23 protein-coding genes and 1 pseudogene are annotated in these 25,043 nt (G+C 67.9%); 7 read left to right on the top strand and 17 right to left on the bottom strand.

Features of this window, described 5'->3' with window-relative positions; all coding sequences use genetic code 11:
- Positions 1-172: 172 nt before the first annotated feature.
- The 6 genes from BMW72_RS09130 to BMW72_RS09105 form a co-directional block, all read right to left on the bottom strand.
- On the bottom strand, positions 173-2,392 hold the full coding sequence (locus BMW72_RS09130) for an acyltransferase family protein (protein WP_092109791.1): 2,220 nt from the start codon (positions 2,390-2,392) through the stop codon (positions 173-175).
- An 80-nt stretch (positions 2,393-2,472) separates the two neighbouring features.
- Complete coding sequence (locus BMW72_RS19250; protein WP_241983792.1) at positions 2,473-2,940, bottom strand: YeiH family protein; 468 nt, start codon at positions 2,938-2,940, stop codon at positions 2,473-2,475.
- 438 nt (positions 2,941-3,378) lie between these two features.
- Positions 3,379-4,689, bottom strand: coding sequence for a UDP-glucose dehydrogenase family protein (locus tag BMW72_RS09120; RefSeq protein WP_092109788.1), 1,311 nt, complete (start codon positions 4,687-4,689; stop codon positions 3,379-3,381).
- Between the two features lie 343 nt (positions 4,690-5,032).
- A complete protein-coding gene (locus BMW72_RS09115; protein ID WP_092109785.1) occupies positions 5,033-5,920 on the bottom strand; it encodes an aminodeoxychorismate lyase in 888 nt (295 codons plus the stop codon).
- Between the two features lie 113 nt (positions 5,921-6,033).
- Complete coding sequence (locus tag BMW72_RS09110; RefSeq protein WP_092109783.1) at positions 6,034-6,972, bottom strand: anti-sigma factor; 939 nt, start codon at positions 6,970-6,972, stop codon at positions 6,034-6,036.
- Positions 6,969-7,553: a sigma-70 family RNA polymerase sigma factor gene (locus BMW72_RS09105; RefSeq protein ID WP_241983791.1), complete on the bottom strand. Its 585-nt coding sequence runs from the start codon at positions 7,551-7,553 to the stop codon at positions 6,969-6,971. The genes BMW72_RS09110 and BMW72_RS09105 overlap by 4 nt, the downstream gene beginning before the upstream one ends.
- A gap of 501 nt (positions 7,554-8,054) precedes the next feature.
- Here BMW72_RS09105 and BMW72_RS09100 point away from each other — a divergent pair.
- On the top strand, positions 8,055-9,005 hold the full coding sequence (locus BMW72_RS09100; RefSeq protein ID WP_092109779.1) for an SDR family oxidoreductase: 951 nt from the start codon (positions 8,055-8,057) through the stop codon (positions 9,003-9,005).
- 72 nt (positions 9,006-9,077) lie between these two features.
- Here the strand turns inward: BMW72_RS09100 and BMW72_RS09095 are convergent, their stop codons facing one another.
- Together BMW72_RS09095 and BMW72_RS09090 are read right to left on the bottom strand one after the other, a co-directional pair.
- Positions 9,078-9,917: an alpha/beta fold hydrolase gene (locus BMW72_RS09095; RefSeq protein WP_092109777.1), complete on the bottom strand. Its 840-nt coding sequence runs from the start codon at positions 9,915-9,917 to the stop codon at positions 9,078-9,080.
- A gap of 3 nt (positions 9,918-9,920) precedes the next feature.
- The gene (locus tag BMW72_RS09090; RefSeq protein WP_092109971.1) at positions 9,921-10,142 is read right to left on the bottom strand and encodes a hypothetical protein; all 222 of its coding nucleotides are present in this window, start codon (positions 10,140-10,142) and stop codon (positions 9,921-9,923) included.
- Between the two features lie 143 nt (positions 10,143-10,285).
- Between BMW72_RS09090 and BMW72_RS09085 the strand changes: the two genes are divergently transcribed.
- The 3 genes from BMW72_RS09085 to BMW72_RS09075 all read left to right on the top strand — a co-directional run bounded on the left by BMW72_RS09085 (position 10,286) and on the right by BMW72_RS09075 (position 13,738).
- Positions 10,286-11,143: a DUF4349 domain-containing protein gene (locus tag BMW72_RS09085; protein WP_092109775.1), complete on the top strand. Its 858-nt coding sequence runs from the start codon at positions 10,286-10,288 to the stop codon at positions 11,141-11,143.
- 64 nt (positions 11,144-11,207) lie between these two features.
- Positions 11,208-12,395: an acyl-CoA dehydrogenase family protein gene (locus tag BMW72_RS09080; RefSeq protein WP_092109969.1), complete on the top strand. Its 1,188-nt coding sequence runs from the start codon at positions 11,208-11,210 to the stop codon at positions 12,393-12,395.
- Positions 12,392-13,738, top strand: a complete 1,347-nt coding sequence (locus BMW72_RS09075; protein ID WP_092109773.1) for a threonine/serine exporter family protein — start codon at positions 12,392-12,394, stop codon at positions 13,736-13,738. Before BMW72_RS09080 ends, BMW72_RS09075 begins: the two co-directional genes overlap by 4 nt.
- A 45-nt stretch (positions 13,739-13,783) precedes the next feature.
- Here the strand turns inward: BMW72_RS09075 and BMW72_RS09070 are convergent, their stop codons facing one another.
- Positions 13,784-14,029, bottom strand: coding sequence for a hypothetical protein (locus BMW72_RS09070; RefSeq protein WP_092109771.1), 246 nt, complete (start codon positions 14,027-14,029; stop codon positions 13,784-13,786).
- A 202-nt stretch (positions 14,030-14,231) separates the two neighbouring features.
- On the opposite strand from BMW72_RS09070, the gene BMW72_RS19505 reads away from it, so the two are divergent.
- The 3 genes from BMW72_RS19505 to BMW72_RS09060 all read left to right on the top strand — a co-directional run bounded on the left by BMW72_RS19505 (position 14,232) and on the right by BMW72_RS09060 (position 17,030).
- Complete coding sequence (locus BMW72_RS19505) at positions 14,232-14,354, top strand: hypothetical protein (protein WP_255408738.1); 123 nt, start codon at positions 14,232-14,234, stop codon at positions 14,352-14,354.
- A 154-nt stretch (positions 14,355-14,508) separates the two neighbouring features.
- On the top strand, positions 14,509-15,378 hold the full coding sequence (locus tag BMW72_RS09065) for a hypothetical protein (RefSeq protein ID WP_092109769.1): 870 nt from the start codon (positions 14,509-14,511) through the stop codon (positions 15,376-15,378).
- 428 nt (positions 15,379-15,806) lie between these two features.
- Entirely contained in the window at positions 15,807-17,030 is a 1,224-nt protein-coding gene (locus tag BMW72_RS09060; protein WP_092109767.1) for an acyl-CoA dehydrogenase family protein, read from the top strand.
- A gap of 161 nt (positions 17,031-17,191) precedes the next feature.
- On the opposite strand, the pseudogene BMW72_RS09055 reads toward BMW72_RS09060, so the two are convergent.
- The 8 genes and pseudogenes from BMW72_RS09055 to pcaH form a co-directional block, all read right to left on the bottom strand.
- Positions 17,192-18,007: pseudogene (locus tag BMW72_RS09055) on the bottom strand (zinc-dependent alcohol dehydrogenase); the annotation flags it as partial.
- Positions 18,008-18,155: 148 nt separating this feature from the next.
- Entirely contained in the window at positions 18,156-19,379 is a 1,224-nt protein-coding gene (locus BMW72_RS09050; protein ID WP_174721708.1) for an acetyl-CoA C-acetyltransferase, read from the bottom strand.
- 58 nt (positions 19,380-19,437) lie between these two features.
- Positions 19,438-20,112, bottom strand: coding sequence for a 3-oxoacid CoA-transferase subunit B (locus BMW72_RS09045; protein WP_092109763.1), 675 nt, complete (start codon positions 20,110-20,112; stop codon positions 19,438-19,440).
- Entirely contained in the window at positions 20,112-20,906 is a 795-nt protein-coding gene (locus BMW72_RS09040) for a CoA transferase subunit A (protein ID WP_092109761.1), read from the bottom strand. Before BMW72_RS09040 ends, BMW72_RS09045 begins: the two co-directional genes overlap by 1 nt.
- Before the next feature lie 13 nt (positions 20,907-20,919).
- Positions 20,920-22,188 carry a bifunctional 3-oxoadipate enol-lactonase/4-carboxymuconolactone decarboxylase PcaDC gene (gene pcaDC, locus BMW72_RS19575; protein ID WP_092109760.1) on the bottom strand — a complete coding sequence of 423 codons (1,269 nt, stop codon included), beginning with the start codon at positions 22,186-22,188 and terminating at the stop codon, positions 20,920-20,922.
- Positions 22,185-23,672, bottom strand: a complete 1,488-nt coding sequence (locus tag BMW72_RS09030; RefSeq protein ID WP_092109748.1) for a lyase family protein — start codon at positions 23,670-23,672, stop codon at positions 22,185-22,187. Before BMW72_RS09030 ends, pcaDC begins: the two co-directional genes overlap by 4 nt.
- Positions 23,665-24,240: a protocatechuate 3,4-dioxygenase subunit alpha gene (gene pcaG / locus BMW72_RS09025; protein ID WP_092109746.1), complete on the bottom strand. Its 576-nt coding sequence runs from the start codon at positions 24,238-24,240 to the stop codon at positions 23,665-23,667. Before pcaG ends, BMW72_RS09030 begins: the two co-directional genes overlap by 8 nt.
- Complete coding sequence (gene pcaH / locus BMW72_RS09020; protein WP_092109744.1) at positions 24,233-25,036, bottom strand: protocatechuate 3,4-dioxygenase subunit beta; 804 nt, start codon at positions 25,034-25,036, stop codon at positions 24,233-24,235. Before pcaH ends, pcaG begins: the two co-directional genes overlap by 8 nt.
- Positions 25,037-25,043 lie beyond the last annotated feature (7 nt).

Here is a 25,043-nt window from a genome sequence, read left to right as displayed (position 1 = left end):
CGATCAGCGTTCGGCCGCGCGAGCGACAGAATTCCCACGCCCGCAGATGCTGCCACTACGTGCCGGGCCCACCTTATGCAACTGGGCCCATGAAACCGCCCTAACCTGGGCCCAGTTTCCGGGCCCGGGCCCGGAAATATGACCCACCTTCTGAACGGGCGCCGCAGGACGCCTATGCAGCCGGCGGGAACAGAGCCTCGGCGAGCAACGGGCCGAGCTGGGTGCTCGCCTCGCGCACGAAGTGCTGGCCGTCGAAGAACACCGGGGTGTTGTCGATGACGGCCGGGCAGCTGCTGTCGACGCAGAGCCAGGGCACGACGTTCACGTACTGGGCGAAGTCGCCGTGCCCTTCGACCGCGGACTGCTCCGCCGCTACGACCTTTTGGTAGAGGCTCGACGGGCTGTACGCGCAATCGGCCGGGTTGCTCGTGAGGGTTTTGCACTCCGCGAACGGCGTGCTGGCCGGCGGCGGTGACAGCACCGCCACGTGCTCGGTAGACCCCTGCAGCGCAGTGATGGTGTCGGCGGTCGCGGTCTGCCATTCGGTGAGCGCTACGGCTCCTTCATTGCCGCTGGCGAGGCGCACGATGGAGCCGGCCAGGCTCGACATGATCACGAGGTCGGGCGAGAGCCGGGCGACCTCAGCGTAGACCCAGGCGTGGTGGTCGTCGCAGGTGGCGGCCGAGGCGTCGGAGGCGTTCTTGGGGGCGACCGAGATATTGACGGCCGGGCAGGAGAACATGGTGAGCGAGTGAACGTTGTAGCCGAGCGGTTCGAGGGCGGCGCGAATGGCGGGCATATAGCTGATCGCCATGGAATCCCCGAGCAGCACCGCGGTCTTCGTCGCGGCCGGGTCGCCGTAGCGGCATCCGGCGGCGTTCTTCGCGCTGACCGAGAGGCAGTTGTCGTCAATCCACTCCGGGGCGCCGGAGTTGTCGCCGAGCGCGTCGAAAGCCGGGGTGGTTTCGGGCCACGCGGTCGCGGCCAGGGCCGCGGTGATGGCTGCCTGTCGGGCGGCCAACAGGGTGGCCGGTTCAGCGGGCGTCTCGATGCCCAGGTTGGCGTCCGCGCCGAGAGCGGCCGGGCCGGCGGCCGGGCCCGACGACGCGCCGCCCTTCAGCGCTACAAAGGAGACCGACACGATGACGAGGGTGACGACGACGAGGGCGCCGATCCAGCCCTGGGCCGCGGTGAGGCCGGGGCGGTGCCGGGTGGCGGGGCGGCGCATCCGTTCTCGCTGGCGGGTCTGGGAATTCTCGAGCCAGAGTGAGTGCCGAATGGGGTCCTCGACGAAGTGAAAGGAGAACACCGAGAGGGCCAGCATGAGCCCAAACGCCAGCGGCAGGTAGACCGGCGAGTCGGTGGCGAAGACGGTGGCGAGCAGAATGGCGACCGGAAAGTGCCAGAGATAGAGGGAGTAGGAGATCTTGCCGATGTAGCGGCTCACCGGATTGGTTAGCGGAAAGAGCAGCCGCTGCTCGGGCCGACCGATGCCGGCGGCGATGACGAGGGCGCTTCCGGCGACGGGCAGCAGACCCCACGGCGCGGGGAACGGCGAGTCGCGGCTGATCAGCACGAGGCTGGCGACGATGAGGGCGAGGCCGAGCCAGGCGAGCACGGGACGCACGGCGGCCGAAAGCTTGGCGATGCCGGGTGCTGCGGCGGCGAGGAGGGCGCCGATGCCGAGCTCCCAGGCGCGAGCGCCGGTTGAGAAGTAGGCGATAGCGGGGCTCGTCGACGTTTCGAAGAAGCTCCAGGCCAGGAACGCGACGGTGATGACGCCGGTCGTGACGGCAACCATGGTCACGAGGGCGCGGGCGCTCAGTGTGCGGCGGCCGGTGAGGGCGAAGATGACGATGAGCAGGAACGGCCAGACGAAGTAAAACTGTTCCTCGACCGCGAGCGACCAGTAGTGCTGCAGCGGGGAGACGGCGTTGGTGGCTTGCAGATAGTCGGTTCCGACGAAGGCGAAGTGCCAGTTGGCGACGAACAGGGCGGAGTAGATGCCGTCCCACAGGGTGCTGAGGGCGCGCGCGCCCGGCAGCAGCAGGTAGCCGACGGCGACAGTGACGACGAGTACGAGCAACGACACCGGCAGGATGCGGCGGATGCGGCGGCGATAGAAGTCCACGAGGGAGATCCGGCCGGTGCGGGCGTGCTCCTTGAGCAGCAGGCTCGTGATGAGAAAGCCGGAGATGACGAAGAAGATGTCGACGCCGATGAATCCGCCCGACGGCCAGCCGAGCAGGTGGTCGAGAATGACGACGATCACGGCGACCGCGCGCAAGCCCTCGATGTCGCCGCGGAAGGTGCGGGTGGCGGACTTGCCCCGGGTGGGGCCGGCGGGATCGGGGGCGCGCTCGTGGCGTTCCAGGACGGACTGAACGGACATGTATAGCCTCCGACTCGGGTTTCGGAACTGGTACCTGTTCGGCCCGACATTCGGGCACGTCCTGCGATTATGACGTAATCTCAGCTATTGAGGCAAACTCGCCCACGGTTGTTTACCCAACCGTCACAACCGCGCCGGTGAGGGCGGATGCCGGTGGCTGAGTCAGCGGATCTGCGCTGCTGCGTTCTGCACCGGGGGAGTTTGACGACGAGGGCCACGGCCAGCACGGTCGACCCGGCGATCTGCGCAATTGCGACAACCTGGCCAACGTCGTGCACGCCGGCGCCGACCCAGTGGCCGAACTGCAGGGCGCTCAGGCCGAGCGGATGCCACAGCAGCGGCAGCACGGCGATCGCGAGGGTTCCGCACAGGGTCACCAAGGCGATCGGCGTGGCAGTTTCGTCGTCCCTGGCCTTGACGACCCCGCTCATGGCACCGATCGCTGAGGCGCCACAGATGCTGAATCCGGTGGCTATGAGTAGGGGCTCATGCCCGGGCAGCCCGAACCAGCGGCCGAGCCCGAGGGTGCCCGCGAAGGTGAGGAGCACGATGGCGACGGTGCTCGCGCACGGTCACCCAACCGAGCGCCATGATGTCGACCAGGCTGAGTGTGAGGCCGAGCAGCACGATCCCGAGCTGCATGAACGGTTTCGCGGTGACGGCCAGGCCGGGCGCGCAAGGGTTCCGGCGAGCATTGGCCGTGCGGCCGGGATCTGTCCGACGACGATTCCGAGCACGACGGCCGGCGTGAGCCGGGGATACCCGGTATGGCGAGGTGCACGCCCCAGGCCGCAGCGGCGGCGAGGGCCACGATGAGCACTCCCCGAAGCCCCATTGATACGAGTCTAAGTCGGGTACAGCTCGGACGGGCCCCGGCCCCGTCCGTGGGTCCCGTTAAGAGACTGTGCCCGGTTGCCGAAGGTGGGCCCGGAAAGCACTGCTCCGGGCCCCGTCCACAGGCCCCGCAGGTGGATACGAGACCCGGGCTAGGGGCGCCCGAGCCCGTGGTAGGTCCAGCCGGCGGCACGCCAGACGGCGGGGTCGAGGGCGTTGCGGCCGTCGACCACGGTCTTGGTGCGCACGAGCGCGCCGGCCCAAACTGGGTCGAGGTGCCGAAACTCCGGCCACTCGGTGACGAGCACGACGGCATCCGCTCCCCGCAGGGTGTCTTCGAGCGACGACGAATACTGCAGCTGCGGATGCCGCGCCCGCGAGTTCTCGATGGCCTGCGGGTCGGTCGCCACCACCTCGGCGCCCAGGCCGCGCAACTGCACGGCAACGTCGAGCGCCGGCGAGTCGCGCACGTCGTCGGAGTGCGGCTTGAAACTCAGGCCGAGCACCGCGACCTTGGCGTTATAAACCGAGTCGCCGAGCGCTCCCACGGTGAGGTCGACGACCCGCTGGCGGCGTCGCAGGTTGATCTTGTCGATCTCCTTGAGGAAGGCCACGGACTCACCGCGCCCCAGCTCTTCGGCGCGCGCGGTGAAGGCACGAATATCCTTCGGCAGGCATCCGCCGCCGAAACCGACGCCGGCACCCAGGAAACGGCGGCCGATGCGGCCGTCGTAGCCGATGGCATCCGCCAGCTGGGTCACGTCGGCGCCGGTGACCTCGGCGATCTCAGCCATGGCGTTGATAAAGCTGATCTTGGTGGCGAGAAACGCGTTGGCGGCGACCTTGACGAGCTCGGCGGTGGCGTAGTCGGTGATGACCAGAGGGGTGTCGGCGGCGAGGGCCGTGGCGTAGATCTGGTTGAGCAGCGCGGTGGCGTGCTCGCCTTGAGCGCCGGGCGCCACCCCGTAGACGAGACGGTCAGGGCTAATGGTGTCCTGCACGGCGAATCCCTCGCGCAAAAATTCGGGGTTCCAGGCCAGCGACGCGCCGCTGCCGGCCTCGATCAGGTCGGCGAGGCGCGCGGCGGTTCCCACCGGCACCGTGCTCTTGCCGACGACAAGGTCACCGTCGGCCAGATGCGGGATGAGCGACTCGATCGACGCATCCACGTAACGCAGGTCGGCACTGTAGCTGCCGGGCTTCTGCGGAGTACCGACGGCGATGAAGTGCACCTGCGAGCCGGCGGCATCCGCTATGTCCGTGCTGAACCGCAGGCGACCACTACTCATGGCCGAGGTCAGAACCTCGGGAAGTCCGGGTTCGAAGAAGGGGGGCTTGCCGATGGCAAGTTGGGCGATCTTGGCCGCGTCGACGTCGATTCCAACGACGTCGTGTCCCAGCTCGGCCATGGCCGACGCGTGAACGGCTCCCAGGTAGCCGCATCCAATGACAGAAATTCTCATTTATTCCTCTCGGTCATCCCAGAGCCTAGTGGGCGCGGCAGTTCGGCCCAATTCGGGCCGGTTAAGCGGATTCCCCGCTCGCGTCCCCCACTTTCCCGCCGCCCGGTTTCGGCGCCACGCGGCTTCCCGGGCCCGGGCCCGGGAAGTGGGCCCATGATCTAACGCGGGCCCGGTTTCATAGGGTGGGCCCGGCGGCTCGGCGGCACGAGGCGGCACGAGGGCTCGGTTGGGCGCCGGGCGTACGGGGCAGCGGACAATTTCACAGTCCGCCATGGTTCGGCACCGATTTGCCCGGTTTCTGGCCGATTTTCCGCACTGACGCACCAGCGGATGCCGCGCCCGCCTAGGCCGTGCGGGCCAGCAGGTAGGTGTTCAGGGCGTCGGTCAGCGCCTGATCTGCCGGAAAATCAGAGCCGTCGAGGGCGACCACGGAGACGGCCAGGCGCACGCTGGAGACGAGCCAGACGGCATCCGCTCGGCGAAGTTCGTCGACGGTGACGTCGCGGTAGTCGACGGAGGCGCCCTGCGCGCGCAGGTAGTCGAACATGCTCTGCTGCGTGGTGCCGTGTAAAATCGCGCCGCTCGGCGCGGGAGTCACGTACTCCCCCGCGATGCGCAGCACGACGCTCGAAGTTGGGCCCTCCATGACGAAGCCGTCGGTGGTGAGAAAGATGGTGTCATCGGCGCCGCGTCGGTGGGCCTCACGAATCGCCGCCATGTTCACGGCGTAGCTGAGCGTTTTCGCGCCCATCAGCAGCCAGGGCGCCTTCTCGGCGACGCCGCGCGGATAGCCACGGTCGAGGGTGATCACGCGCACGCCGTCCGCCCGCACCGCACTGAAGTCCGCCGCCGCGGCAGCGTGCAGCCAGGCGGTGGGCGCGGGGCCGTGCTCGACGCCGCGGCTGAGCACGAATTTGAGGGCGATCTCGCCGCGCTGCGGAATGCGCGATACGGCGTAGGCGATCGCAGCCCGCCACTGCTCGGCATTCGGCACCGGCAACTCGCAGATGCGCGCAGAGTTGCGCAGCCGGCTGATGTGCGGCTCAACCTCCTGCGGGTGCCCGTTGACGACGGCCAGGGTTTCAAAGATGCCGTCACCGCGCTGGGTGCTCAGCTCCCCGACGCGCAGGGCAGGCGCCGAGGAATCCATCTCGTGGAAGGTGTCGGCGAAGTCGTGCTGCAGCGAGTCGGCGGGCACGGGGTCGATCAGCAGCGTGAAGGGCAGTCTCATGCCCTGAGCCTACTGGGGCATGCGCTTCGCACGAGCGGATGCGGCCGCCCCGCCCGAATCGCCGCCCGCCCCAGCGCCGTGCGGCCGCAACCGCAGCGCGAACGGCCGAAGGGCTAGCTCTGGAAGGCGACGATCGGGTTGGTCGTGGGCTGGTCGGATCCGCCGTTGGGCTCCACGGTGACGCCGACCTGGTCGCCGGCGTGCATCGTGCCGTCGAGCACGCGCCAGGCGGTTCCGTCGCCGCTCGAGTCGAAGGTTCCGGCCGAGACCGCACCCTCGCCGTTGATGTACCACAGCTGGTAGTCCTGGTCGCTGGGCAGCACGGGCAGGTTGTCGACCAGCAGCGCGGATATTCCGAGCTTGTTCGACCAGACCAGGGTGGCTTCCTGGCCGTCGGCGGTGGTCGTCGCGGCGCGTTGCGAATCATCGGCTGCGTTGATCTGCGCGAGACTCGCGGCCTGCTGCGACTCGAACTGGTTGCCGTTGAGCGTCTGACCGAGGAAAGTTCCGCCCACGAACAGCGCTGCGGCGGCCGCCGCAGCCAGCATGAACTGTGCCGGACGCTTGAACCAGCGCGCCTGCGCCCGCTCGGTAGCCGATGAACGGCCGGCGCCAGACGAGTCAGCAGAGCGAATACCCGCGACCGGTCGGGATGCACCGGTCGGCGCGGTCCCCGTCGACGCGCCGTCCCCCGGCATCGCCGAGGGTGTCGACGGCCCGGTGGGAGCGGCCGCGACCGGGGAAACAACGGCAGCCGCGCCGGGAGCGGAGGCGGGAGCATCCGTTGTGGCAGCGGCCCGCGGAAGCGGCGGAAGCTGGGGGGTCGACGCGAGCAGCGACATGAGGTTGGTCTTGAGCGCACTGGAAGGCTGCACGGGTGCCACGGCGAGGCCGAGGGCCACCGCGGTGTCGTTCAGCTCGGCGGCTTCGATGCGCGCCCGCTCGGAGTCGGCGAGGTGCGCCTCGAAGGCTGCGGTGTCCTGGGCGTCGAGGGCGTGCAGGGCGTAGGCTCCGGCGAGGTCGGCCGGATGGGTTTCGTTGTGCTCGGTCATGATGCCACGCCCAGTTCGTCGCGCAGGCGGATGAGTCCGTCGCGGAGCCGCGTTTTCACGGTGCCCAAAGGAATGTGGAGCATGTCGGCGACCTCGCTGTGACTGAACCCGCCGTAATACGCGAGGCTCACAGCCTGACGCTGCAGCTGAGTCAATCGAGTCATCGCCCTCTCCACCCTTTCATGTTCGATTCGTACTTCAACGGATTCGGCCACGTGATCGTAGGCAACGGCCAGGTCACGGATTCCGATTTTGGTATCGCGGTCACGTCCAGCCTGCGACGACCGAATTCGGTCGACCGCTCGCCGGTGCGCCATGGTGAGGATCCAGGTGCTCGCACCACCACGCGTCGACTCATACCGCGACGCCGACTGCCAGATCTCCAGGAAGATCTCCTGGGTCACTTCTTCCGACTGGGCGTGATCGATGAGCAGACGCTTGACCAGGCCAAGCACCCGCGGGGCGATCTGGTCATACAGTTCTCCGAAGGCCGCTTGGTCGCCGTGGGCTACTCGACCGAGCAGCTCCTCCTTGGTGGCAGGGGCTGCCGGCGAAAGGTCTCCGGCGGATTCAACAGTCATGAGATCTAGCATGTCAGGTCTCGTCCCGTTCCATGACTAGGGTTCGGTGCGAAGTCGGTAACGGATTGGTCGCGCGGCCAGATTTTACGCTCAAACGGATGCCTGTTGCCGGACTTGAGCGCGCCAGCGCTTGGAATGCAGAAGGCCGGGCCGCAGAGCACCTCTCGGCGCGAGGCCGCTCGAAGCGGCGAATAATGGAACCCGGGATTACTGCGGCCCGACCAGACTCCAGTGTATTCGAGCGGGGCGGTCGGCGTCGAATGTTCGCCGTCGGCGCACTCCCGCTCTACGCGACGGCTGGACCTGCGCCAGTGCGCCGGAGCTGCGCCTCGCGCGCACCGGCGCAACTCCCGCGCGCCATGAAATCGCCGCCATTGCCATCGTCGGCCGCTCGAAAAGCCGCCCGAAAAGCCGCCCGTGAATCCGCCCGGCGGCCGGGCCACCGCGTGACTTCCGCCGTCTGAACGGGTTGGATAGAACTCCACGACAAACGGGAGACCCATGATCACGAGCAAACTTCTCCCCGACATTGATGTTCCCGACCTGCACGGCAGGCTCGCGGTCGTCACCGGTGCCAACAGCGGTCTCGGCTACGGTCTCACCGGCCGACTCGCCCGGGCCGGCGCGGAGGTCATCCTCGCCGTGCGCAACGAACAGAAGGGGGTCGAGGCCGTCAAACGCCTGCGCGAGCAGATCCCGGAGGCGACCCTGAGCATCCGTCATCTCGATCTGGCCTCCCTGTCGAGCATCGCCGGATTCGGTGAGGAACTCACGACCGAGGGGCGCCCGATCGACATTCTGCTCAACAACGCCGGCCTGATGATGCCGCCGGTGCGCGACGAGACCGAGGATGGCTGTGAGCTGCAGTTCGGCACCAACCACCTCGGGCACTTCGCCCTCACCGCCCACCTGCTGCCCCTGCTGCGCGAGGCCACCTCAAGCCGGGTCGTCAGCCTCTCCAGCCTCATCGCCCGCACCGGACGCCTCGATTTCGACGACCTGCAGAGCCTGCGCTACCGGCCGCACCGTGCCTACGCACTTTCCAAGCTGGCCACACTCATGTTCGCCCGCGAACTCAACCGGCGCAGCGTCGTCGGCGGCTGGGGCGTGCGCAGTGTCGCCGCGCATCCCGGCGCGACCGTTACGAACCTGCAGATCACCGGCCCCACCCACAAGGGAGCGTCGGCGCGGGTCTTTCTGGCCGCGAACAAGGCCTCACATCGCATCGGCTGGATGTGGCAGCAGGTCGACCAGGGAATCCTGCCCGCGCTCTACGCGGCGACGAGCCCGGCAGCGGCCGGCGGCGGCTATTACGGTCCCGGCGGGTTCGGCGAACTCACCGGCGCCCCCGCGCCGGCTCGGCTTCCGCCGCGCTCACTCAACGAAGCGGATGCCCGCCGCCTCTGGTCGATGTCCGAGCAGCTCACCGGCGTGACCTACCCGACTGCGTAACGACCCGGCACGCCGCAACGGATGCCGGCCCAGGCTCGACCCGCGGCCGTCGGCACCCCGGGCGCCCCGCATTCAGCTGTCGATGACCTTCACGAGCACCCGCGCCAACCGCCGGCGAATGATGTGGTCGTTGGCCTCGACGCGGTGCATGGTGACGTGGCGCATCCGCTCGATGATGGTCAGGCTGCCCTGCGCGATGAACGCGTCGAGCGCGCCGTAGATCACGTCGACCGGAACGGTGAGGCTCGCAATATCACTCACCACGGTCTGCGATTCGATGCAGTGTTCCATCGACTTGATGAAAGGAGTCCAGGTCTTCTCGGTCAGCTCGAAGATGCCCTTGGGCAGCAGCCGCGACAGGAAGGCGACGTTGGCCATCGTGAACTCCTTGTTGGCGCGCAGAAAATCGTAGGCGCGCAGGTAGGCGCTCACCCGCGCCTTGACCCGGGGGTCACCGATATCGCTCGGCGAGACGTAGACCGGCGGCCCCACGAGCACCATGCGCGACACCGTGCCGCGACCGCTCAGCCGGCGCCAGAACGTCGCAACAGGGCCGTGCCGTTCCATGGTGGCGTAGCGGGTACTGATCAGGCTGCCGAGCGAATGCCCGACCAGCACGAACGGCTCCCGCAGCTTCAACGAGCGGATGGTCGTGGCCAGCGCCCCGACGTGATCCTCCAGCCGGTATTCGCACCCGTCCGGCGCCGGCGACTGCCCGAACCCGAGGATGTCGACGGCGATCACCCGGTGGTTGGGGGTGAGCAGCGGGATCACCTCGTAGAAGGTGACCGACGACGAGGCGATGCCGTGCACGAGGATCACGACCGGGCCGGTTCCGGCATCCGTTGCCACGTGCAACAGCGGTGGGCGAGGCCGACGCATTCTGCGCATCCGCTTCGCCCACCAGGTCATAGGCTAATTATCGTCGCGCAGGGTGGCCTTGAAATCATTCTTGGCCTCGGTCGCGTTGCGCTCGGCTTCGGCGTGCTTGACCTCACCCTCGGCCTTCTTCACCTTGGCATCGGCCTTGGCCTCATCGGCCCGGTCTTCGATGCGGTCCTTGGCGTCGTCTACCGCCCGGCCGATCTTCTTACCGGTGGCGTCGAGTGCATCCTTGGCATCGTCTACGAATCCCATGTTGTCCTCCTGATCGTGTGTGCAGTCGGGTTGAACGGCCGACTCCACGACCATACTTCGGGGGGCAGACGTCGAGTCCTAATTGTGATCCGACTCCCAGACTGCCTCCAGTGTGCGCCGTCGGCGCGCTCATACAGTAAGGCATGAGACAAACCTGGGGTGTGATCGCGGTGCTGCTGACGGCCGTGCTGCTGGCTGGCTGCACGGCAAACAGCTCCGGCTCGGTGAGCACCGACTCGTCCGGAGGGCGCGTGTCGGACGGTGTCGTTCCGGCGGAGGGCACCCCCGACAATTCGGTCACCGGCACCACCGGCGACGTCAACACGTCCAACCGGGATGTCATCACCACCGGATCCATGTCGATCACCGCCGCCGACCCGGTCGCCGCGAGCGAATCGGCCCGTACCATCACCGAACAGGCCGGCGGCCGGGTCGACAGTCGCAGCGAAAACCCGGTCACTGACATTCAGTCGGCGAGCGCGACCCTCACCCTGCGCATTCCGTCCGACGAACTCGACCACACCATCGCCGAACTCAAGAAACTCGGCCGGGTCAATTTCGTCTCGCTCACCGCCCAGGACGTCACGCAGCAGAGCCAGGACCTTGACGCTCGCATCACCGCGCTGACCACCTCGGTCGACCGGCTTCTGGCCCTGATGGCGTCGGCCACCACGACGGCCGACCTGATCAGCATCGAAAGTGCCTTGTCGAGCCGGCAGGGCGAGCTGGAAAGCCTGCAGTCCCAGCGCGACTTCCTTTCCGACCAGATCGACTATTCCACGGTGCAGCTCGAACTGGTTTCGGAGGGCACCGTCGCCGCCGGCGGCCCTGACAACTTTTGGACCGGCATCATTGCCGGTTGGACGGCGCTCGTGACCGCGCTCGGTGGCCTGCTGATCGGCCTCGGAGTGGCCCTGCCCTGGCTGGTGGTCCTGGCGATTTTCGGGGCAATTGTGCTTTTGATCGTGCGGCTGTTCGCGCGGCGTCGTAAGGCTGCATAGGCTTGTCGGTGTGACCGAGTTCCTCCCTGCGATAGCCCTGCCCGAAACCTCTCCGGCAGCGCCCATTTCTGCACCCGCCACCGACCAAAACAAGCCGCTGCTGTCGGCGCAGCTGCTGGCCGGCATCCGCTCGAGAGCCGCGGAATACGACCGGGATAACGCGTTCTGCACCGAGGACCTGGCCGAACTCGTCGCGGCCGGTTACCTGCGCGCCCTGGTACCGACCCGGTTCGGCGGACTCGGCCGCACCCTGGCGCAGACCGTGCGTGACCAGACCCTGCTCGCCGCGCACGCACCGGCCACCGCCCTCGCCGTGAACATGCACCTGATCTGGACCGCCGTCGCCGCGAGCCTGCACGCGCAGGGCGACCACTCCCTCGATTTTCTGCTCGAGGAGGCCGGCCAAGGCGAAATCTTCGCCTTCGGCGTGAGCGAACCCGGCAACGACCTGGTGCTGTTCGGTTCTCAAACGGATGCCTGCCCGCAGCCCGATGGCGGCTACCGGTTCACCGGCACCAAGGTTTTCACCTCGCTCTCGCCCGCCTGGACCCGACTGGGCACCCTCGGCCTTGACTCGTCGAACCCGGACGCCCCGGCGATCGTCTGGGCGTTTCTCGAGAAAGCGGATGCCGGCATCCGCTCCAAAGACGACTGGAACACCCTCGGCATGCGCGCCAGCCAGAGCCAGAGCACCGTGCTCGAGCGCGCCCTGGCCCGTCCCGACCGGGTCGTGCGGCGGCTGCCGGTCGGCCCGAACGGCGACCCGCTCGTGGCCGGAATCTTTGCCAACTTTGAGATTCTGCTCAGCGCCGTGTACACCGGCATCGGAGCGCGCGCCCTCGAACTCGCCGCCCTGGGCGCGAACCGGCGCACCTCGCTGAAGAACGACGGGCGCATGCACGCGCAGGATCCCGTGGCGCGCTGGCGGGTCGGCGACCTTGTCATTGCGATGGACGGCATCTACCCGCAGATCGACGCTCTCGCCCGCGCTGTCGACGACCGGTCCTTCACCGTCGGGCCGGCCTGGTTCGCCCAGCTCTCCGGGCTCAAATATCGGGCCACGCAGAACGCCAAGTTCGTTGTCGACACCGCCGTGCAGGTTGCCGGCGGCGCCGCCTACGGCGCGACGTCCGAACTCGGGCGGCTCTACCGCGATGTGCTCGCCGGTTTCTTCCACCCCTCCGACGCGGATTCCGCGCACGCGACCGCCGCAGCATCCGTTTTGGGCCCTCTGGACGTGCAGACCTCATGAGTTTCAGCAAAACCACCGCCATCACCCTCGACCATTCCGGCTACACCCGATCTGTTCTCGACCTCACGATGCGCCTCGCCGAGGTTATCTTCACCGCCGGAGCCGGTGCCGAAGATGCGACCGCCGCCATGATCGCGCTCACCCGCGCCTACGGGCTCAAAGGCACCGACGCCAACATCACCCATACGACGATCACGCTCACGCAGGAAGACGCGGTGACGCACGAGTCGATCATCCGCAGCCGCAATGTGAAATACCGCACGCTCGACTACTCCAAGCTCACTGCTACCTCGGAGCTGATCGCGGACATCATCGAGAAACCGATCGACGTGAACGAGGCCCGCAAGATTCTGGCGACCATCGTCAGCTCTAAGCCGCAGGTGCCCCGGCAGTGGCGGCGCATCGGCTGGAGTCTGGTCGGTACGGGCGCCGCCATTCTGATCGGCGCCGGACCGACGGTGATCATCGCCGCGTTCGTGGCGACCTGGATCATCGACTGGATCACGTCGGTGCTCGATCACCGCCAGGTCCCGCTGTTCTACCAAACCGTTGTCGGCGGCGCGATCGGCCCGATCGTCGCCGCGATCGTCGGGGTGATCGACCCCACCGCGAACCCCTCCCTGGTGATCGTGGCGACCATCATCATGCTTCTCGCCGGTGTGACCACCTTCGGCGCCGTGCATGACACGCTGTCGGGGTTCTATCTCACCGGCACGGCGCGGCTGGTGGAAGCGCTGCTGATCACGGCCGGCCTGGTCAGCGGAGTGTCCGGCTCCGCGCTGTTCCTCGCCCGATTCGGCCTCATGCTCGAGATCGATGCGAACCCGATCGTGACTCTCGCCGTGCTGCCGGTGCTGCTCGTGGCCGCCGTCGTGATCGTGATCGGGTTCGCGCTCGCCGTGCAGGTTCCCTGGCGGGCCGTCTGGGTGGTCTGCGTGCTGGGCGCCCTCGCCGAATTTCTGTTCGTCGCGGGGATTGCGGGAGGTTTCGGCCTGGTCTGGGCGTCGGCGGCGAGCGCCCTCGGCGTCGGCCTGCTCGCGGCGGTTGCCGCGCGCATGGTGCGCACTCCCCCGCTCGTGATCATGGTCACGGCCCTGGTGCCGCTCGTTCCCGGGCTCACCCTGTTTCGTGGGCTGCTCAAACTCTCCGAGGGCGACATCAACGGGCTGCTCTCACTGCTGACCGCAGCAGGCATCGCGATGGCCCTCGCTGCCGGTGCGCTGCTGTCGCAGTACGTCGTGCAGATCGTCTGGGGTCCGGCCCGCCGGCTGCAGCGCCGCTTCGTGGGACCACTGATGGCCCTGCCGGTGCGGCTCGGCCGCGACTCCACCAAGCGAATTTAGAATCCGGGGTGGCTGCATCCGCTCTGAAACGGATGCCGCCGCCGGTCAGTTGGGAACGTCAGCCTCGCCCTCGTCCTCGGCCACGTCTTCCTCGACGAAGCGGTACGGGATGGGTTCCTCGGTCTCGCGACCGCGCTTGTAGGTGCGACTGATCGTTTCGGTGTCTTCGACCGCCTCGAGCACGATCACGTCCTGGTATTCGCCGTCGATGTATTCCAGCTCCACCTCGGTTCCGGCGGCGATCGGGTTCGGTCCAAAGAGTACTGCCCGGTAGGTGGCGCTATGGCTCATGACGGTGACCTTTCAACGAGGTAGGGGTTCAATGCAGCGACAGCATACGGCACACCGGCAGCCGTGCACAGGGCTCGTCGAGCCGGGTTGGCCGGGGTGACCGGTTCGGGGCGCCCGGTCGGTCGTGCAAGATGACGTTTGCGGCAAACCCGCGTATTCTCAAGGTGACGGGGCCCCACGGCTCGGCGCGAAGGAGTACACAATGGCTGACAAATCACCGAAAAAGGATGCAACCAAGAAGGTTGCCGACAAGTCCCTCAAGGAAAAGAGGGCCGACAAGAAGGCGAAGTCTGAAGAGACCGCTTCTCGGGCCCGCAAGAGCTAGGTTCCAACCAGCGCACGGGGTGCCGCCACGATCGTGGCGGCACCCTTTTTTCTCGCGCGCCACGGCGTGACCGGTGGATTCGCCACGGGTGGCGGCGCAACCGCCGGGCTGACCGCATCCGTTTCGCCGCCCGGCCGCATAGAAAGGACCAGCCATGACCCTGCCCACCGAAGACACCCGCGTGCTCTACCCGGGCGGCGCCGTCGACACCCAGGCGACCGTGCTGCATTCCATGCCGCTGGGCGACGGACGCTCGGCCGTACTGCTCGACGCGACCTGCGTGCATCCGGTCGATGCCGGCTGGCCCGACCAGGGACCCGACCTGGCGCTGCTGCACCACGGCGCTGCCTTCTGGCCGGTCGAGGACGCCATCGTGGGAGCGACCGACGGATCGGCGTTGTACATCGGCGTCGATATTCCGGTGGCCAAGGGAACGCCCGGCTGGGCCTTCGTCGTGGTGCACGTGGTCGATGCGGCCGGGCTGTCGGCCGGCGACACCGTCACCGTCGAGGTCGACGAGGGCCTGCGGGATTCCACGAGCGCCGGACACACCGGCTGCCACCTCGCCTCGCTCGCGCTCAACGCCGCCCTCGCCGACCGCTGGAAGAAAGAGGTACGCCCCGACGCGCTCGGCCGCCCCGACTTCGATGGCCTCGCCATCGACGAATCCCTGATCGGGCCGAACGCCTCCGTCGACACCTACCGGCTCGGCAAGTCCTTGCGCAAGAAGGGCTTCGCGGTCGAGGGCCTGGCCAAGGCGCTCGCCTCGATCGAAGCGACCGTCAACGCCACCCTCACCGGCTGGATCGAAACAGATGCCGGGGTGCGCGTCGACCGCGATGGCGACCGGCTGACCGACCGCCGCTACTGGGTGTGCGAGCTGCCCGGCGCGAGCGCGCGCATCCCCTGCGGCGGCACCCACGTGACATCTCTCGGCACGCTCGGTGTCGTGACGGTAACGCTGGCCCTGCACGACCAGGACGGCACCGACGTGCTGACCATGAACGCCTCCGCCTCGCGCTGAAAGGCCGCGCTGCGGGCCGCGCTGCGCCGAGGTGTGAGTCTCGCGACGTTGAATCGTTTAAACGGGCGTCACACTCACACCTCGGTCACGCGCTCTCACGGGGCAGCATCCGAGGCGGCTGCTCGGTCTGGGACGTGCCCAGCCGCAGCGCCGGTTCCATGAACGGCACCCGACCCTCGAGCCGATGTCTGTGGCTGCTCCCAGGGCAGACACCGCCACCGACACGTGTATCCGCACATCGAAACGCCAGCGACGGGCCGGGTCGCCAGCTCCCGGTGACGCGTGCTGCCCGGCATCGCAGAACGAGCAGGCTGCGCGTGCCAATCGCCATCCGTTCGGGCAATCTGCACGGTTGTGGCGCAATAGATTGCGCAATTCCGCGTACTGGCGCAGAATTCAGGGGTACCCGGTCAGAGAGGACCACCCCCATGAGCATCGTCGTCGACAACACCCCGGTCGAGAACCGCGCAGCGGATGCCCCCGCCCCCGAATTCTTCACCGGGCCGACCGCCGATTTCTTCTCCTACCAGGACCTGCTCACCCCCGAGGAACAGCAGCTTGTGGCGACTGCCCGTGAGGTGTTCGAGCGTGACGTGCGCCCGGTCGTGGCCGAGCACTGGAACAACGCCACTTTTCCGTTCGAGATCATCCCCGTGCTCACCGCCCTCAACCTCGTCGACCTGTGCGCGCGCGGTGACAACTTTCTGCTGCACGGGTTCATGACCGTCGAGCTGTCCCGTGTTGATGCTTCGATCTCTACCTTCGTCGGCGTGCACAGCGGTCTGTTCGCGGCGGCCATCGCCCAGCTCGGCACCGATGACCAGCGCGAACGGTATCTGGCCGACGCCGTCTCGCTGCGCAAGATCGGCGCCTTCGCGCTCACCGAACCGGAGCACGGCTCCGACGTCTCCCGCAACATGGAGACGACCGCCAGCCGCTCCGGCGATTCCTGGATCCTGAACGGCGTCAAACGTTGGATCGGCAGCGGAACCTTCGCCGCGAACGTACTCGTCTGGGCGCGCGACACCGCCGACGACCAGATCAAGGGCTTCATCGTCAGCTCAGCCCTGGCCGGGTTCACGGCCGAAAAGATCGAGAACAAGATCGCCCTGCGCATCGTGCAGAACGCCACCATCACCCTCGACAATGTCGTGGTCGCCGAACGCGACCGGCTGCCGGGAGCCACGAGCTTTCGCGACACCAACCGGCTGCTCACCAACTCCCGAGTCTGGGTAGGCTGGCAGACCGTCGGACTGCAATTCGCCGCCTACGACTACGCCCTGCGCTACGCCCTCGAACGCCAGCAGTTCGGCAAGCCCATCGCGTCGTTCCAGCTCGTGCAGGAGAAGCTCGTGCGCATCCTCGAGAACGCGACGTCGTCGCTGGGCACGATGGTGCGCATCGCCCAACTACAGCAGGCCGGCACGCTGCGGCCCGAGCACGCCGCCATGGCCAAGGCCTCCTCGAGCGCCCGCATGCGCGAATCCGTCGCGCTCGGCCGCTCGGTGCTCGGCGGCAACGGAATCTCCACCGACTATGGCATGGCCCGCGTCTTCGCCGACGCCGAAGCGCTTTACACCTACGAGGGTAGCTACGAGATCAACACCCTCGTCGTCGGCCGCGCCATCACCGGCATCTCCGCGTTCCAATAGCAGGTCGCGCCGAAACGGATGCCCCCCGCAGTCGCCGAGGCGTGGGTTTCGACGCGTTTCGGGCTGAAACTCACGGCTCGGCGAGATTCCGCGACGCAGGAAACGGATGCCCGGGGCCGCCTCGACAGGCGACTCCGGGCATCCGTTTTACTGGTGCGATAGTACTGGATGACGACGCGGCCGTCGATCTTGCCGTGGCGCATCTCGTCGAGCACGGTGTTGACTTCGCCGGGCGTGCGGCTGGAGACGGTGGGGTGGATCTCGCCGCGGTTGCAGAAGGCGAGGGCTTCCTCCATGTCTTGGCGGGTTCCCACGATGGAGCCGCGAATGGTCAGGCCCTTGAGCACGATATCGAAGATGGGCGCCGGAAAGTCGCCGGCCGGCAGGCCGTTGAAGACGATGGTGCCGCCGCGGCGGGTCATGCCGATGGCCTGGCCGAAGGCGGCCGGGTGCACGGCGGTGACGAGCACGCCGTGGGCGCCGCCGGTCTTGGCCTGGATGACCTCGACCGGGTTCTCGTGGAGCGCATTGATGACGATCTCGGCGCCGTGCGTGGTGGCGAGGGCGAGCTTGTCGTCGGCGACGTCGACCGCCACCACGCGAAAGCCCATGGCCTTGGCGTACTGCACGGCGATGTGGCCGAGTCCGCCGATGCCGGAGACGACGACCCACTGGCCGGCGATGGCCTCGGTCATCTTGAGCCCCTTGTAGACGGTGACGCCGGCGCACAGGATGGGCGCGATGTCGACCGGGTCGGCATCCTGGGGCAACGGAACGGCGAACCTGGCGTCGACGATCATGTACTCACCGAAGGATCCGTCGACGCTGTAGCCACCGTTGATCTGCGACTCGCACAGCGTTTCCCAGCCGGTGCGGCAGTACTGGCAGGTGCCGCAGGCGCTCCACAGCCAGGCGTTGCCAACGCGGTCGCCCACCTTGATCTCGGTGACGCCTTCGCCGATGGCGACGACGCGGCTGCCGCTCGCTGCGGGAAGCCGCGAGTCTGCGCACCGCGCTGGCCGCCCGCGGCGCCCGCTGGTAGCCATCCGCTCAGTGAGGTGTGAGTCTGGGGCAATTTTCAGCGAATTTCGCACCCAAACTCACACCTCGGCGAAGCGGATGCCGTTAGGCGCGTTCGAAGACGGCCGCGAGTCCCTGACCGCCGCCGATGCACATGGTTTCGAGGAGGTAACGGCCGCCGGTGCGCTGCAGGTGGCGGCTCGCGGTGGCGAGGATGCGGGCGCCGGTGGCGCCGACCGGGTGGCCGAGGCTGATGCCGGAACCGTTGACGTTGGTGCGGGCCCAGTCTTCCGGGGTGAAGTTCCACTCCCGGGTGACGGCGAGCACCTGCGCGGCGAACGCCTCGTTGAGCTCGATCAGATCCATGTCGGCGAGACCGAGGCCGGCCCGCTCGAGCGCGAGCTTCGTGGCGGGCACCGGGCCAAGGCCCATGCGCGAGGGTTCGACGCCGGCCCGCGCCCAGGAGACCAGCCGAACCAGCGGGGTCAGGCCGAGTTCGGCGGCGCGCTCCGGGGTGGTGACGATGCACGCGGCTGCGGCGTCGTTCTGCCCGCTGGCGTTGCCGGCGGTGACGGTGGCGGCGGCATCCGCTTTGCCCATGATCGGTTTGAGACCGGCGAGGGCCTCGAGGGTGGTTTCGCGCGGGGTTTCATCGACCGAGACCACGACGGGACCCTTGCGGCCGGGCACGGTGACCGGCACGATCTCCTCGAGAAAGCACCCGTCGGCGACGGCGGCGAGGGCACGGCGCTGGGATTCCACGGCGAGGGCGTCTTGTTCGACCCGGTCGAGGTTGTAGTCGCGGCGCAGGTTCTCAGCGGTTTCGAGCATGCCGCCCGGCACCGGATAGTTTCGTCCACCAGCGGTTTCCCGGCCGCGACCGAGGGCGTCGCGCAGCAGCACGCCGGCCGTTCCGGCCAGGCCCCAGCGGGAATCGACCGTGTACAGCGGGGCCTGACTCATGACGTCGACACCGCCGGCGATCACCAGATCACTCACCCCGGTCTGCACCTGCATCGCCGCGTCGAGGACGGCCTGCAGGCCACTGCCGCAGCGGCGGTCGACCTGCACCCCGCCGACTGTGACGGGCAACCCCGCATTGAGGGCGGCGACCCGAGCGACCGGCGCAGCCTCCGCCGAAGGGTAAGCCTGGCCGAAGATAACATCGTCGACGACGGCACCGTCGAGGCCGGTGCGGTCCATGAGCGCGGCGATAACGGTCGCGGCGAGGTCGGCCGGCGCGACCGTCTTGAACGCGCCGCCGAAGCGGCCGATCGGCGTGCGGAGCGGTTCACAAATAACGACCTGACGCAGCGCGGTCGCGGTCATGCGGTGACTCCGATAACGATCGTGGTGGTCAGGATAGCCCCGGGCAGCGCGGACAGCGTCATGCGCCGGCGCCGATCAGAGTCGTGATGGTAGTCGGCGGGCTCGGCACGAGCAGGGTCGCCTCGGTGGCGTGCTGTACCTCGTCGACGGTGACGCCGGGCGCAACCTCACGCAGCACCAGGCCCTCCGGGGTGACATCGATCACGGCCAGGTCGGTGATGATGCGCGTGACGACGGCCTTACCGGTGAGCGGCAGGTCACAGACCTTCTTGATCTTGAACTCGCCGGACTTGGTCACGTGCTCCATCACCACGATGACGGTGTCGGCGCCGTGCACGAGGTCCATCGCACCGCCCATGCCCTTGATCATCTTGCCCGGCACCGCCCAATTGGCGATGTCACCGACCACGCTCACCTGCATCGCGCCGAGCACGGCCACGTCGATGAGCCCGCCACGAATCATGCCAAAGCTCTGCGCCGAATCGAAATACGCCGCCCCGGGGTTGACAGTGACGGTCTCTTTCCCGGCGTTGATCAGCTTGGGGTCGGCTTCACCCTCCCAGGGGTAGGGGCCCACGCCGAGCACCCCATTCTCGGAGTGCAGCACCACGTGCACGCCCTCGGGCAGAAAGTTCGGGATGAGCGTCGGCAGGCCGATGCCCAAATTGACATACGAATCCGGGGCGAGTTCCTGGGCGGCGCGGGCCGCCATTTCGTTGCGGGTGAGGGCCATCAGTTCGCTCCAAATTCAGACGACGGCCGCGGCCGCGTCGTGGTCTTCTCAATCGGCAAATCTGCCGCGTCCACCGCACCCAACTGCACGATGCGGTTCACATAGATGCCGGCGAGGTGCACCTCGTCCGGGTCGATCTGGCCCGGTTCAACCAACTCGTCGACCTCGGCGATGGTGATGCGGCCGGCCATCCCGGCCACCGGGTTGAAGTTACGCGCCGATTTCTCGAACACGAGGTTGCCGTGACGGTCACCCTTCTTCGCGCGCACCAGGGCGTAGTCGGTGACGATGGCCTCTTCCAGCACGTATTCCTTCTCACTGCCGAGCGAGGAAAAGCGCCGGGTCTCCTTCGGCGGGCTCGACACCGTCACCTCGCCGTCGGGGCCGTAGCGCCACGGCAGGCCACCGTCGGCGACCATCGTGCCCACACCACTTGCCGTGAAGAACGCCGGAATTCCGGTGCCACCGGCGCGCAACCGCTCGGCCAGGGTGCCCTGCGGCGTGAGCTCGACCTCGAGTTCACCGCCAAGATACCGGCGCGCGAAGTCCTTGTTCTCACCGATATAAGACGCGATCACCCGACTGATCCGACCCTCGCGAAGCAACTCGCCCAGCCCCCACCCATCGACGCCGCAGTTGTTCGACGCGACGTGCAGGTTGCTACTGCCGAGCGCGAGCAACGCCCGAATAAGCACGATCGGCACACCGACCAGGCCGAACCCGCCAACGGCGAGCGAAGCACCATCGGGAATATCGGCGACGGCAGCCGCAGCGGAGGGATAGGTCTTGTCCATAATGCGAGGTCCTTCAGCTGGGCCGGATGGTGGAGTCGTCGGGAGTGTTCGAAGCTGCATCGAGCCCGGCGAAGGTGTGCCGGGCCACGGCGAACGCGGCATTGGCGGCGGGAACGCCCGCGTAGATGGCGGTGTGCAGAATGGCCTCGCTGATCTCGGCACGGGTCAGCCCGATTGTCAGCGCGGCCCGCACGTGCATCGCCAGCTCGCCCTCATGCCCGCCGGTGACGAGCGCGGCAATGGTGAGAAAACTGCGGGTGCGCCGGTCGAGACCCGGCCTGGTCCAGATCTCGCCCCAGGCGTAGCGGGTGATGAAGTCCTGGAACACGGCGGTCTCGGGCGTGATCGCGGCGGTTGCCGCGTCGACGTGCGTGTCGCCGAGCACCGCGCGGCGCACAACCATGCCGTCGGCGTAAGCGGATGCCGCGGTGCGCTGCGCCGACAGCGGCTCTGCCGCATCGCCCGGCTGCGAGGCCGCAGCCGCACCCACACCCGCAGCCCCGGCCCCGGCGATCCACTCGTTCAGCAGTGCGCCGACCTCAGCCGGGCGCTCCAGCGATGGCAGATGCGCGGCGCCCAGGATCACGGCCGTGGTCGCCCCAGGAATGCGCGCGGCCAGCTGGTGTAGATGCGCCGTGGGGGTCACCTCGTCGAACTCGCCGGAGACGCACAACACGGGCGTGCGAATGCTGCTGAGGGCCTCGGATTGGTCGAAGACGGCGAGCGCTTCGCAGGCGAGTGCGTACGATTCGTCGTCGATATCGAGCAGCTGGTTGAGCGCGTGGGCGCCGGCCTTGGGGTTGCGGCTGAGAAAGTCGGGCGCGAACCAGCGGGCCGCACTGCCGGCTATCAGCGAGGGGGTGCCGCTCGCGCGCACGCCGGCGGCACGGTCGGTCCAGGCGTCAAACGTGCCGATCTTCGCACCGGAGCAGAGCACGGCGAGGCTCGTGAGGCGATCGGGGTGGTTCACGGCGAGGGCGAGTCCGATGGCGCCGCCGAGCGAGATGCCGGCGTAGACAAAGGTCTCGACAGACAGCGAGTCGACCAGGCCGACCACGGCGTCGGCGACCTCTTCAATCGTGAACGCCTCAGTCGCGCGCGGGCTGAATCCGTGCCCGGGCAGGTTGAAGCAGAGCACCCGGTGGGCCTCGGCGAGCGCGGGAACGACGCTCACCCAGAGATCGGTGGTGGTGCCGAGCGAGGGCCCGAGCACGATGAGCGGCGCGTTGGGGTTGCCGTTTCGCGCCGGCTCGACGGTGCAGAGCAACACGGGCTGGCTCATGAAATCCTCACGTCGTTGGCCGAAGGGGCGTCTGCTTCGACGATATCGTCTGCCACCGACACTGCTCGCTTCGCGGCATCCGCTCGCCGGCGAAATTCACGCACGACGCGCTCGATGCCGGCCGCCGACTGGCCCGGTTCGCCCTCATAGTTGAACGTGGCCCAGATCTGAGCGCGCAGCGCGTCGCTGCAGCCCTCGGCGATAAGCACGCTCGCGAGCACGACCTGCAGCGGCCGGTTCGTCTCGTATGCCTCCTGCGAGGCGCGTTCCACGAGCGCGAAAGCGGTGGTTTTCCCGACGGATTCGGCCAGAATGGTGGTGACCCGCTCGCTGAACACGAGCCCGTCGGTGAGGTCGAGGTTGGCCCGCATGCGGTCTCGGTCGACGTCGAGGCGGGCAGCGAGCGACGCCACACCGGTCACCGCCGAGATCGTGAGCCGTTCGAGCACCCGCAGCGACTGCCATTCCGCGTGCCACGCTCCGCTCGGACGCTGGTCTTCGGCCAGCATGCTGCCATACAAAGTGGATGCGAGACCCGGCGTCTGCAACGCCGCCGCCGTGATCAGTACGGCTGAGACGGGGTTGCGCTTGTGCGGCATGGCGCTGGATCCGCCCTGGCCGGGGGCGAGGCGTTCGCTGACCTCGGCGATCTCGGTGCGGGACAGCACCGACACGTCGAGGGCGATGGTGCCGGCGACACCGGTTGCGGCGGCGAGCACGGAGGCGAGTTCGGAGATCACGACCCGGTTCGTGTGCCAGCTGAGGCGCGGCACGACCAGGCCTGCATGGTGGGCGAAGCGCTCCAGCACGACCCGCAGAACGTCGGCGGCCACCACGTCGCTGCGCCGAGCCCGGGCGATTTCGGTGAGCACGGCCAGGTTGCCGACCGCTCCGCCGAGTTGCACCGGCAGGGTGTCGGCAATACCGTCCAGTCGGGTGACGATGAGCAGCACGGCATCGAGCCAGCCGGCCGCAACGAAACCGAAGCTCGTCGGCGAAGCCTGCTGGCCGAGGGTGCGGCCGCTCATCACGGTGCCGCGATGTTCGTCGGCGAGGTCGGCGAGGGTAGTACCGAGGGCATCGAGCTGGTGGATGAGTTCGCCGGTCACCCGGCGGGCCACGATCATGGCGGCCGTGTCGAGAATGTCCTGACTGGTCGCGCCGACGTGAAGATGATCGGAGGCTCCGGCGCGCATCCTTTCGGCCGCCCGACCGAGGTGCTTCACAAACGGAATCACCGGGTTGCCGCCGCCGCGCGCCTCGGCGGCGATCGCACCGAGGTCGAACTGGCTCGCGTCGGCGAGTGCGTCGCAGACGGTGAGCATCCACTCGGGGGCCACGCCCGCATCGATGAGCGCCCGGGTGAGCGCGAGTTCGGCGTCGACCATGGCCTGCAGCCAGGCCTGATCGCTGGTCAGCTCGCATTCGCGGGTGCCGTGGCTGAGCGGGTTGAGCAGCCCGGCGTCAAAGGTGTGCTCAGGCATCGAAATCCAGGAAGACGGTCTCGTTCTCGCCCTGCACACGAATGTCGAAACGGTACGATTCGGCGCCACCGACGATTCCTTCGGAGACGCAGATGAGCGTGTCGCGGCGGTCGGCCGGCAGGCTGCTGAGCACGGCGTCGGCCTCGTGCAGCGCGGCGTCTTCGGCGAAGTAGGCGCGGGTGAACAGATGATGGGTGACTCCGCGGGCGAACACGGTCACCAGAATGTACGGTGCCGCCGTGCCGGCCGCCCCCGGCTTAAGCGTCGTGAAGGTGTAGTGCCCGGCGATCGTGGTCGCGCAGCGGCCGAATCCGGTGAAGGTGAAGCCATCGCGGTCGAGGCTGCCGAGTTCTCGCACGAGCGCGCCGCTCTCGTCGGCCTGCCAGATCTCGAGCAGGGCGTCGAGGATCGGCTCATTGGCGCCGTCGGTGACGGTGCCGTGAAAGCGGATGGCGCGGGGATGGTACCCGGGAACCAGCTCGGGCCCGCCGGCATAGGGCAGCGCGTAACCGTAGAACGGGCCGACGGTCTGTGACGGGGTCTGGAGGGCAGGTGTGGGCTCACTCATCGGCGTCTTCGCTTTCCATCCAGGTTGATTTGGGTCCGGTGAGCACGATGTCCCAGCGGTAGCCGAGCGAGAATTCGGGCACGCTCAGGCTGTGGTCGTACTGCCCGACCAGTCGGGCGCGCGCATCGGCATCCGCTATGGATTGGTAGATCGGGTCGAGCGCGAACAGAGGGTCGCCGGGAAAGTACATCTGCGTGATCAGCCGCTGCGTGAAGGCGGTGCCGAACAGCGAAAAGTGGATGTGCGCGGGTCGCCACGCGTTCATGTGGTTCTTCCACGGGTAAGGTCCGGGCTTGATCGTGGTGAACGAGTACTCGCCGTTGTCCCCGGTGATGGCGCGGCCGACCCCGGTGAAATTGGGGTCGAGCGGAGCCGGGTGCTGGTCGCGTTTGTGCACGTAGCGTCCGCCGGCGTTGGCCTGCCACAGCTCGATCAGCTGGTGTCGCACCGGGCGGCCCTCGCCGTCGAGCACGCGGCCGCTCACGGTCATGCGTTCGCCGATCGGTTCGCCGGCGTGCTGAATGGTGAGGTCGCTTTCGAGCACGTTGACGTCGGTGTGGCCGAAGGCGGGCGAGACCCGCTCAACCTCTTCCGGGTCGACGCGCACGAGCTCGTGGGTGGGGTGGCGCAGCAGGGAACTGCGGTACGGCGGGTAGTCGCGGCGCGGCTGCAGTTCGGGCGGGGCGCCGGCGGCGACGCGGGCTGCGGCATCCGTTTCGATCGCTTCGATCTCGGCGGTGATCTCATTCTGGCTGGCCGGGCCGGTGCCGCGGCGCGGTGTGGTCTGCTGGGTCATGGTCTCC

It is taken from the genome of Cryobacterium luteum (assembly GCF_900110125.1).
GTDB classification, from domain to species: Bacteria; Actinomycetota; Actinomycetes; order Actinomycetales; family Microbacteriaceae; genus Cryobacterium; species Cryobacterium luteum.
This window is presented reverse-complemented; position numbering and strand designations above follow the sequence as displayed.

What these genes read in the sequence shown, in the direction of transcription:
- BMW72_RS09130 (WP_092109791.1), bottom strand. Translation starts at nt 2,392, where the DNA reads ATGTCCGTTCAGTCCGTCCTGGAACGCCACGAGCGCGCCCCCGATCCC.
- BMW72_RS09120 (WP_092109788.1), bottom strand. Translation starts at nt 4,689, where the DNA reads ATGAGAATTTCTGTCATTGGATGCGGCTACCTGGGAGCCGTTCACGCG.
- BMW72_RS09115 (WP_092109785.1), bottom strand. Translation starts at nt 5,920, where the DNA reads ATGAGACTGCCCTTCACGCTGCTGATCGACCCCGTGCCCGCCGACTCG.
- BMW72_RS09110 (WP_092109783.1), bottom strand. Translation starts at nt 6,972, where the DNA reads ATGACCGAGCACAACGAAACCCATCCGGCCGACCTCGCCGGAGCCTAC.
- BMW72_RS09105 (WP_241983791.1), bottom strand. Translation starts at nt 7,553, where the DNA reads ATGACTGTTGAATCCGCCGGAGACCTTTCGCCGGCAGCCCCTGCCACC.
- BMW72_RS09100 (WP_092109779.1), top strand. Translation starts at nt 8,055, where the DNA reads ATGATCACGAGCAAACTTCTCCCCGACATTGATGTTCCCGACCTGCAC.
- BMW72_RS09095 (WP_092109777.1), bottom strand. Translation starts at nt 9,917, where the DNA reads ATGACCTGGTGGGCGAAGCGGATGCGCAGAATGCGTCGGCCTCGCCCA.
- BMW72_RS09090 (WP_092109971.1), bottom strand. Translation starts at nt 10,142, where the DNA reads ATGGGATTCGTAGACGATGCCAAGGATGCACTCGACGCCACCGGTAAG.
- BMW72_RS09085 (WP_092109775.1), top strand. Translation starts at nt 10,286, where the DNA reads ATGAGACAAACCTGGGGTGTGATCGCGGTGCTGCTGACGGCCGTGCTG.
- BMW72_RS09075 (WP_092109773.1), top strand. Translation starts at nt 12,392, where the DNA reads ATGAGTTTCAGCAAAACCACCGCCATCACCCTCGACCATTCCGGCTAC.
- BMW72_RS09070 (WP_092109771.1), bottom strand. Translation starts at nt 14,029, where the DNA reads ATGAGCCATAGCGCCACCTACCGGGCAGTACTCTTTGGACCGAACCCG.
- BMW72_RS19505 (WP_255408738.1), top strand. Translation starts at nt 14,232, where the DNA reads ATGGCTGACAAATCACCGAAAAAGGATGCAACCAAGAAGGTTGCCGAC.
- BMW72_RS09065 (WP_092109769.1), top strand. Translation starts at nt 14,509, where the DNA reads ATGACCCTGCCCACCGAAGACACCCGCGTGCTCTACCCGGGCGGCGCC.
- BMW72_RS09060 (WP_092109767.1), top strand. Translation starts at nt 15,807, where the DNA reads ATGAGCATCGTCGTCGACAACACCCCGGTCGAGAACCGCGCAGCGGAT.
- BMW72_RS09050 (WP_174721708.1), bottom strand. Translation starts at nt 19,379, where the DNA reads ATGACCGCGACCGCGCTGCGTCAGGTCGTTATTTGTGAACCGCTCCGC.
- BMW72_RS09045 (WP_092109763.1), bottom strand. Translation starts at nt 20,112, where the DNA reads ATGGCCCTCACCCGCAACGAAATGGCGGCCCGCGCCGCCCAGGAACTC.
- BMW72_RS09040 (WP_092109761.1), bottom strand. Translation starts at nt 20,906, where the DNA reads ATGGACAAGACCTATCCCTCCGCTGCGGCTGCCGTCGCCGATATTCCC.
- pcaDC (WP_092109760.1), bottom strand. Translation starts at nt 22,188, where the DNA reads ATGAGCCAGCCCGTGTTGCTCTGCACCGTCGAGCCGGCGCGAAACGGC.
- BMW72_RS09030 (WP_092109748.1), bottom strand. Translation starts at nt 23,672, where the DNA reads ATGCCTGAGCACACCTTTGACGCCGGGCTGCTCAACCCGCTCAGCCAC.
- pcaG (WP_092109746.1), bottom strand. Translation starts at nt 24,240, where the DNA reads ATGAGTGAGCCCACACCTGCCCTCCAGACCCCGTCACAGACCGTCGGC.
- pcaH (WP_092109744.1), bottom strand. Translation starts at nt 25,036, where the DNA reads ATGACCCAGCAGACCACACCGCGCCGCGGCACCGGCCCGGCCAGCCAG.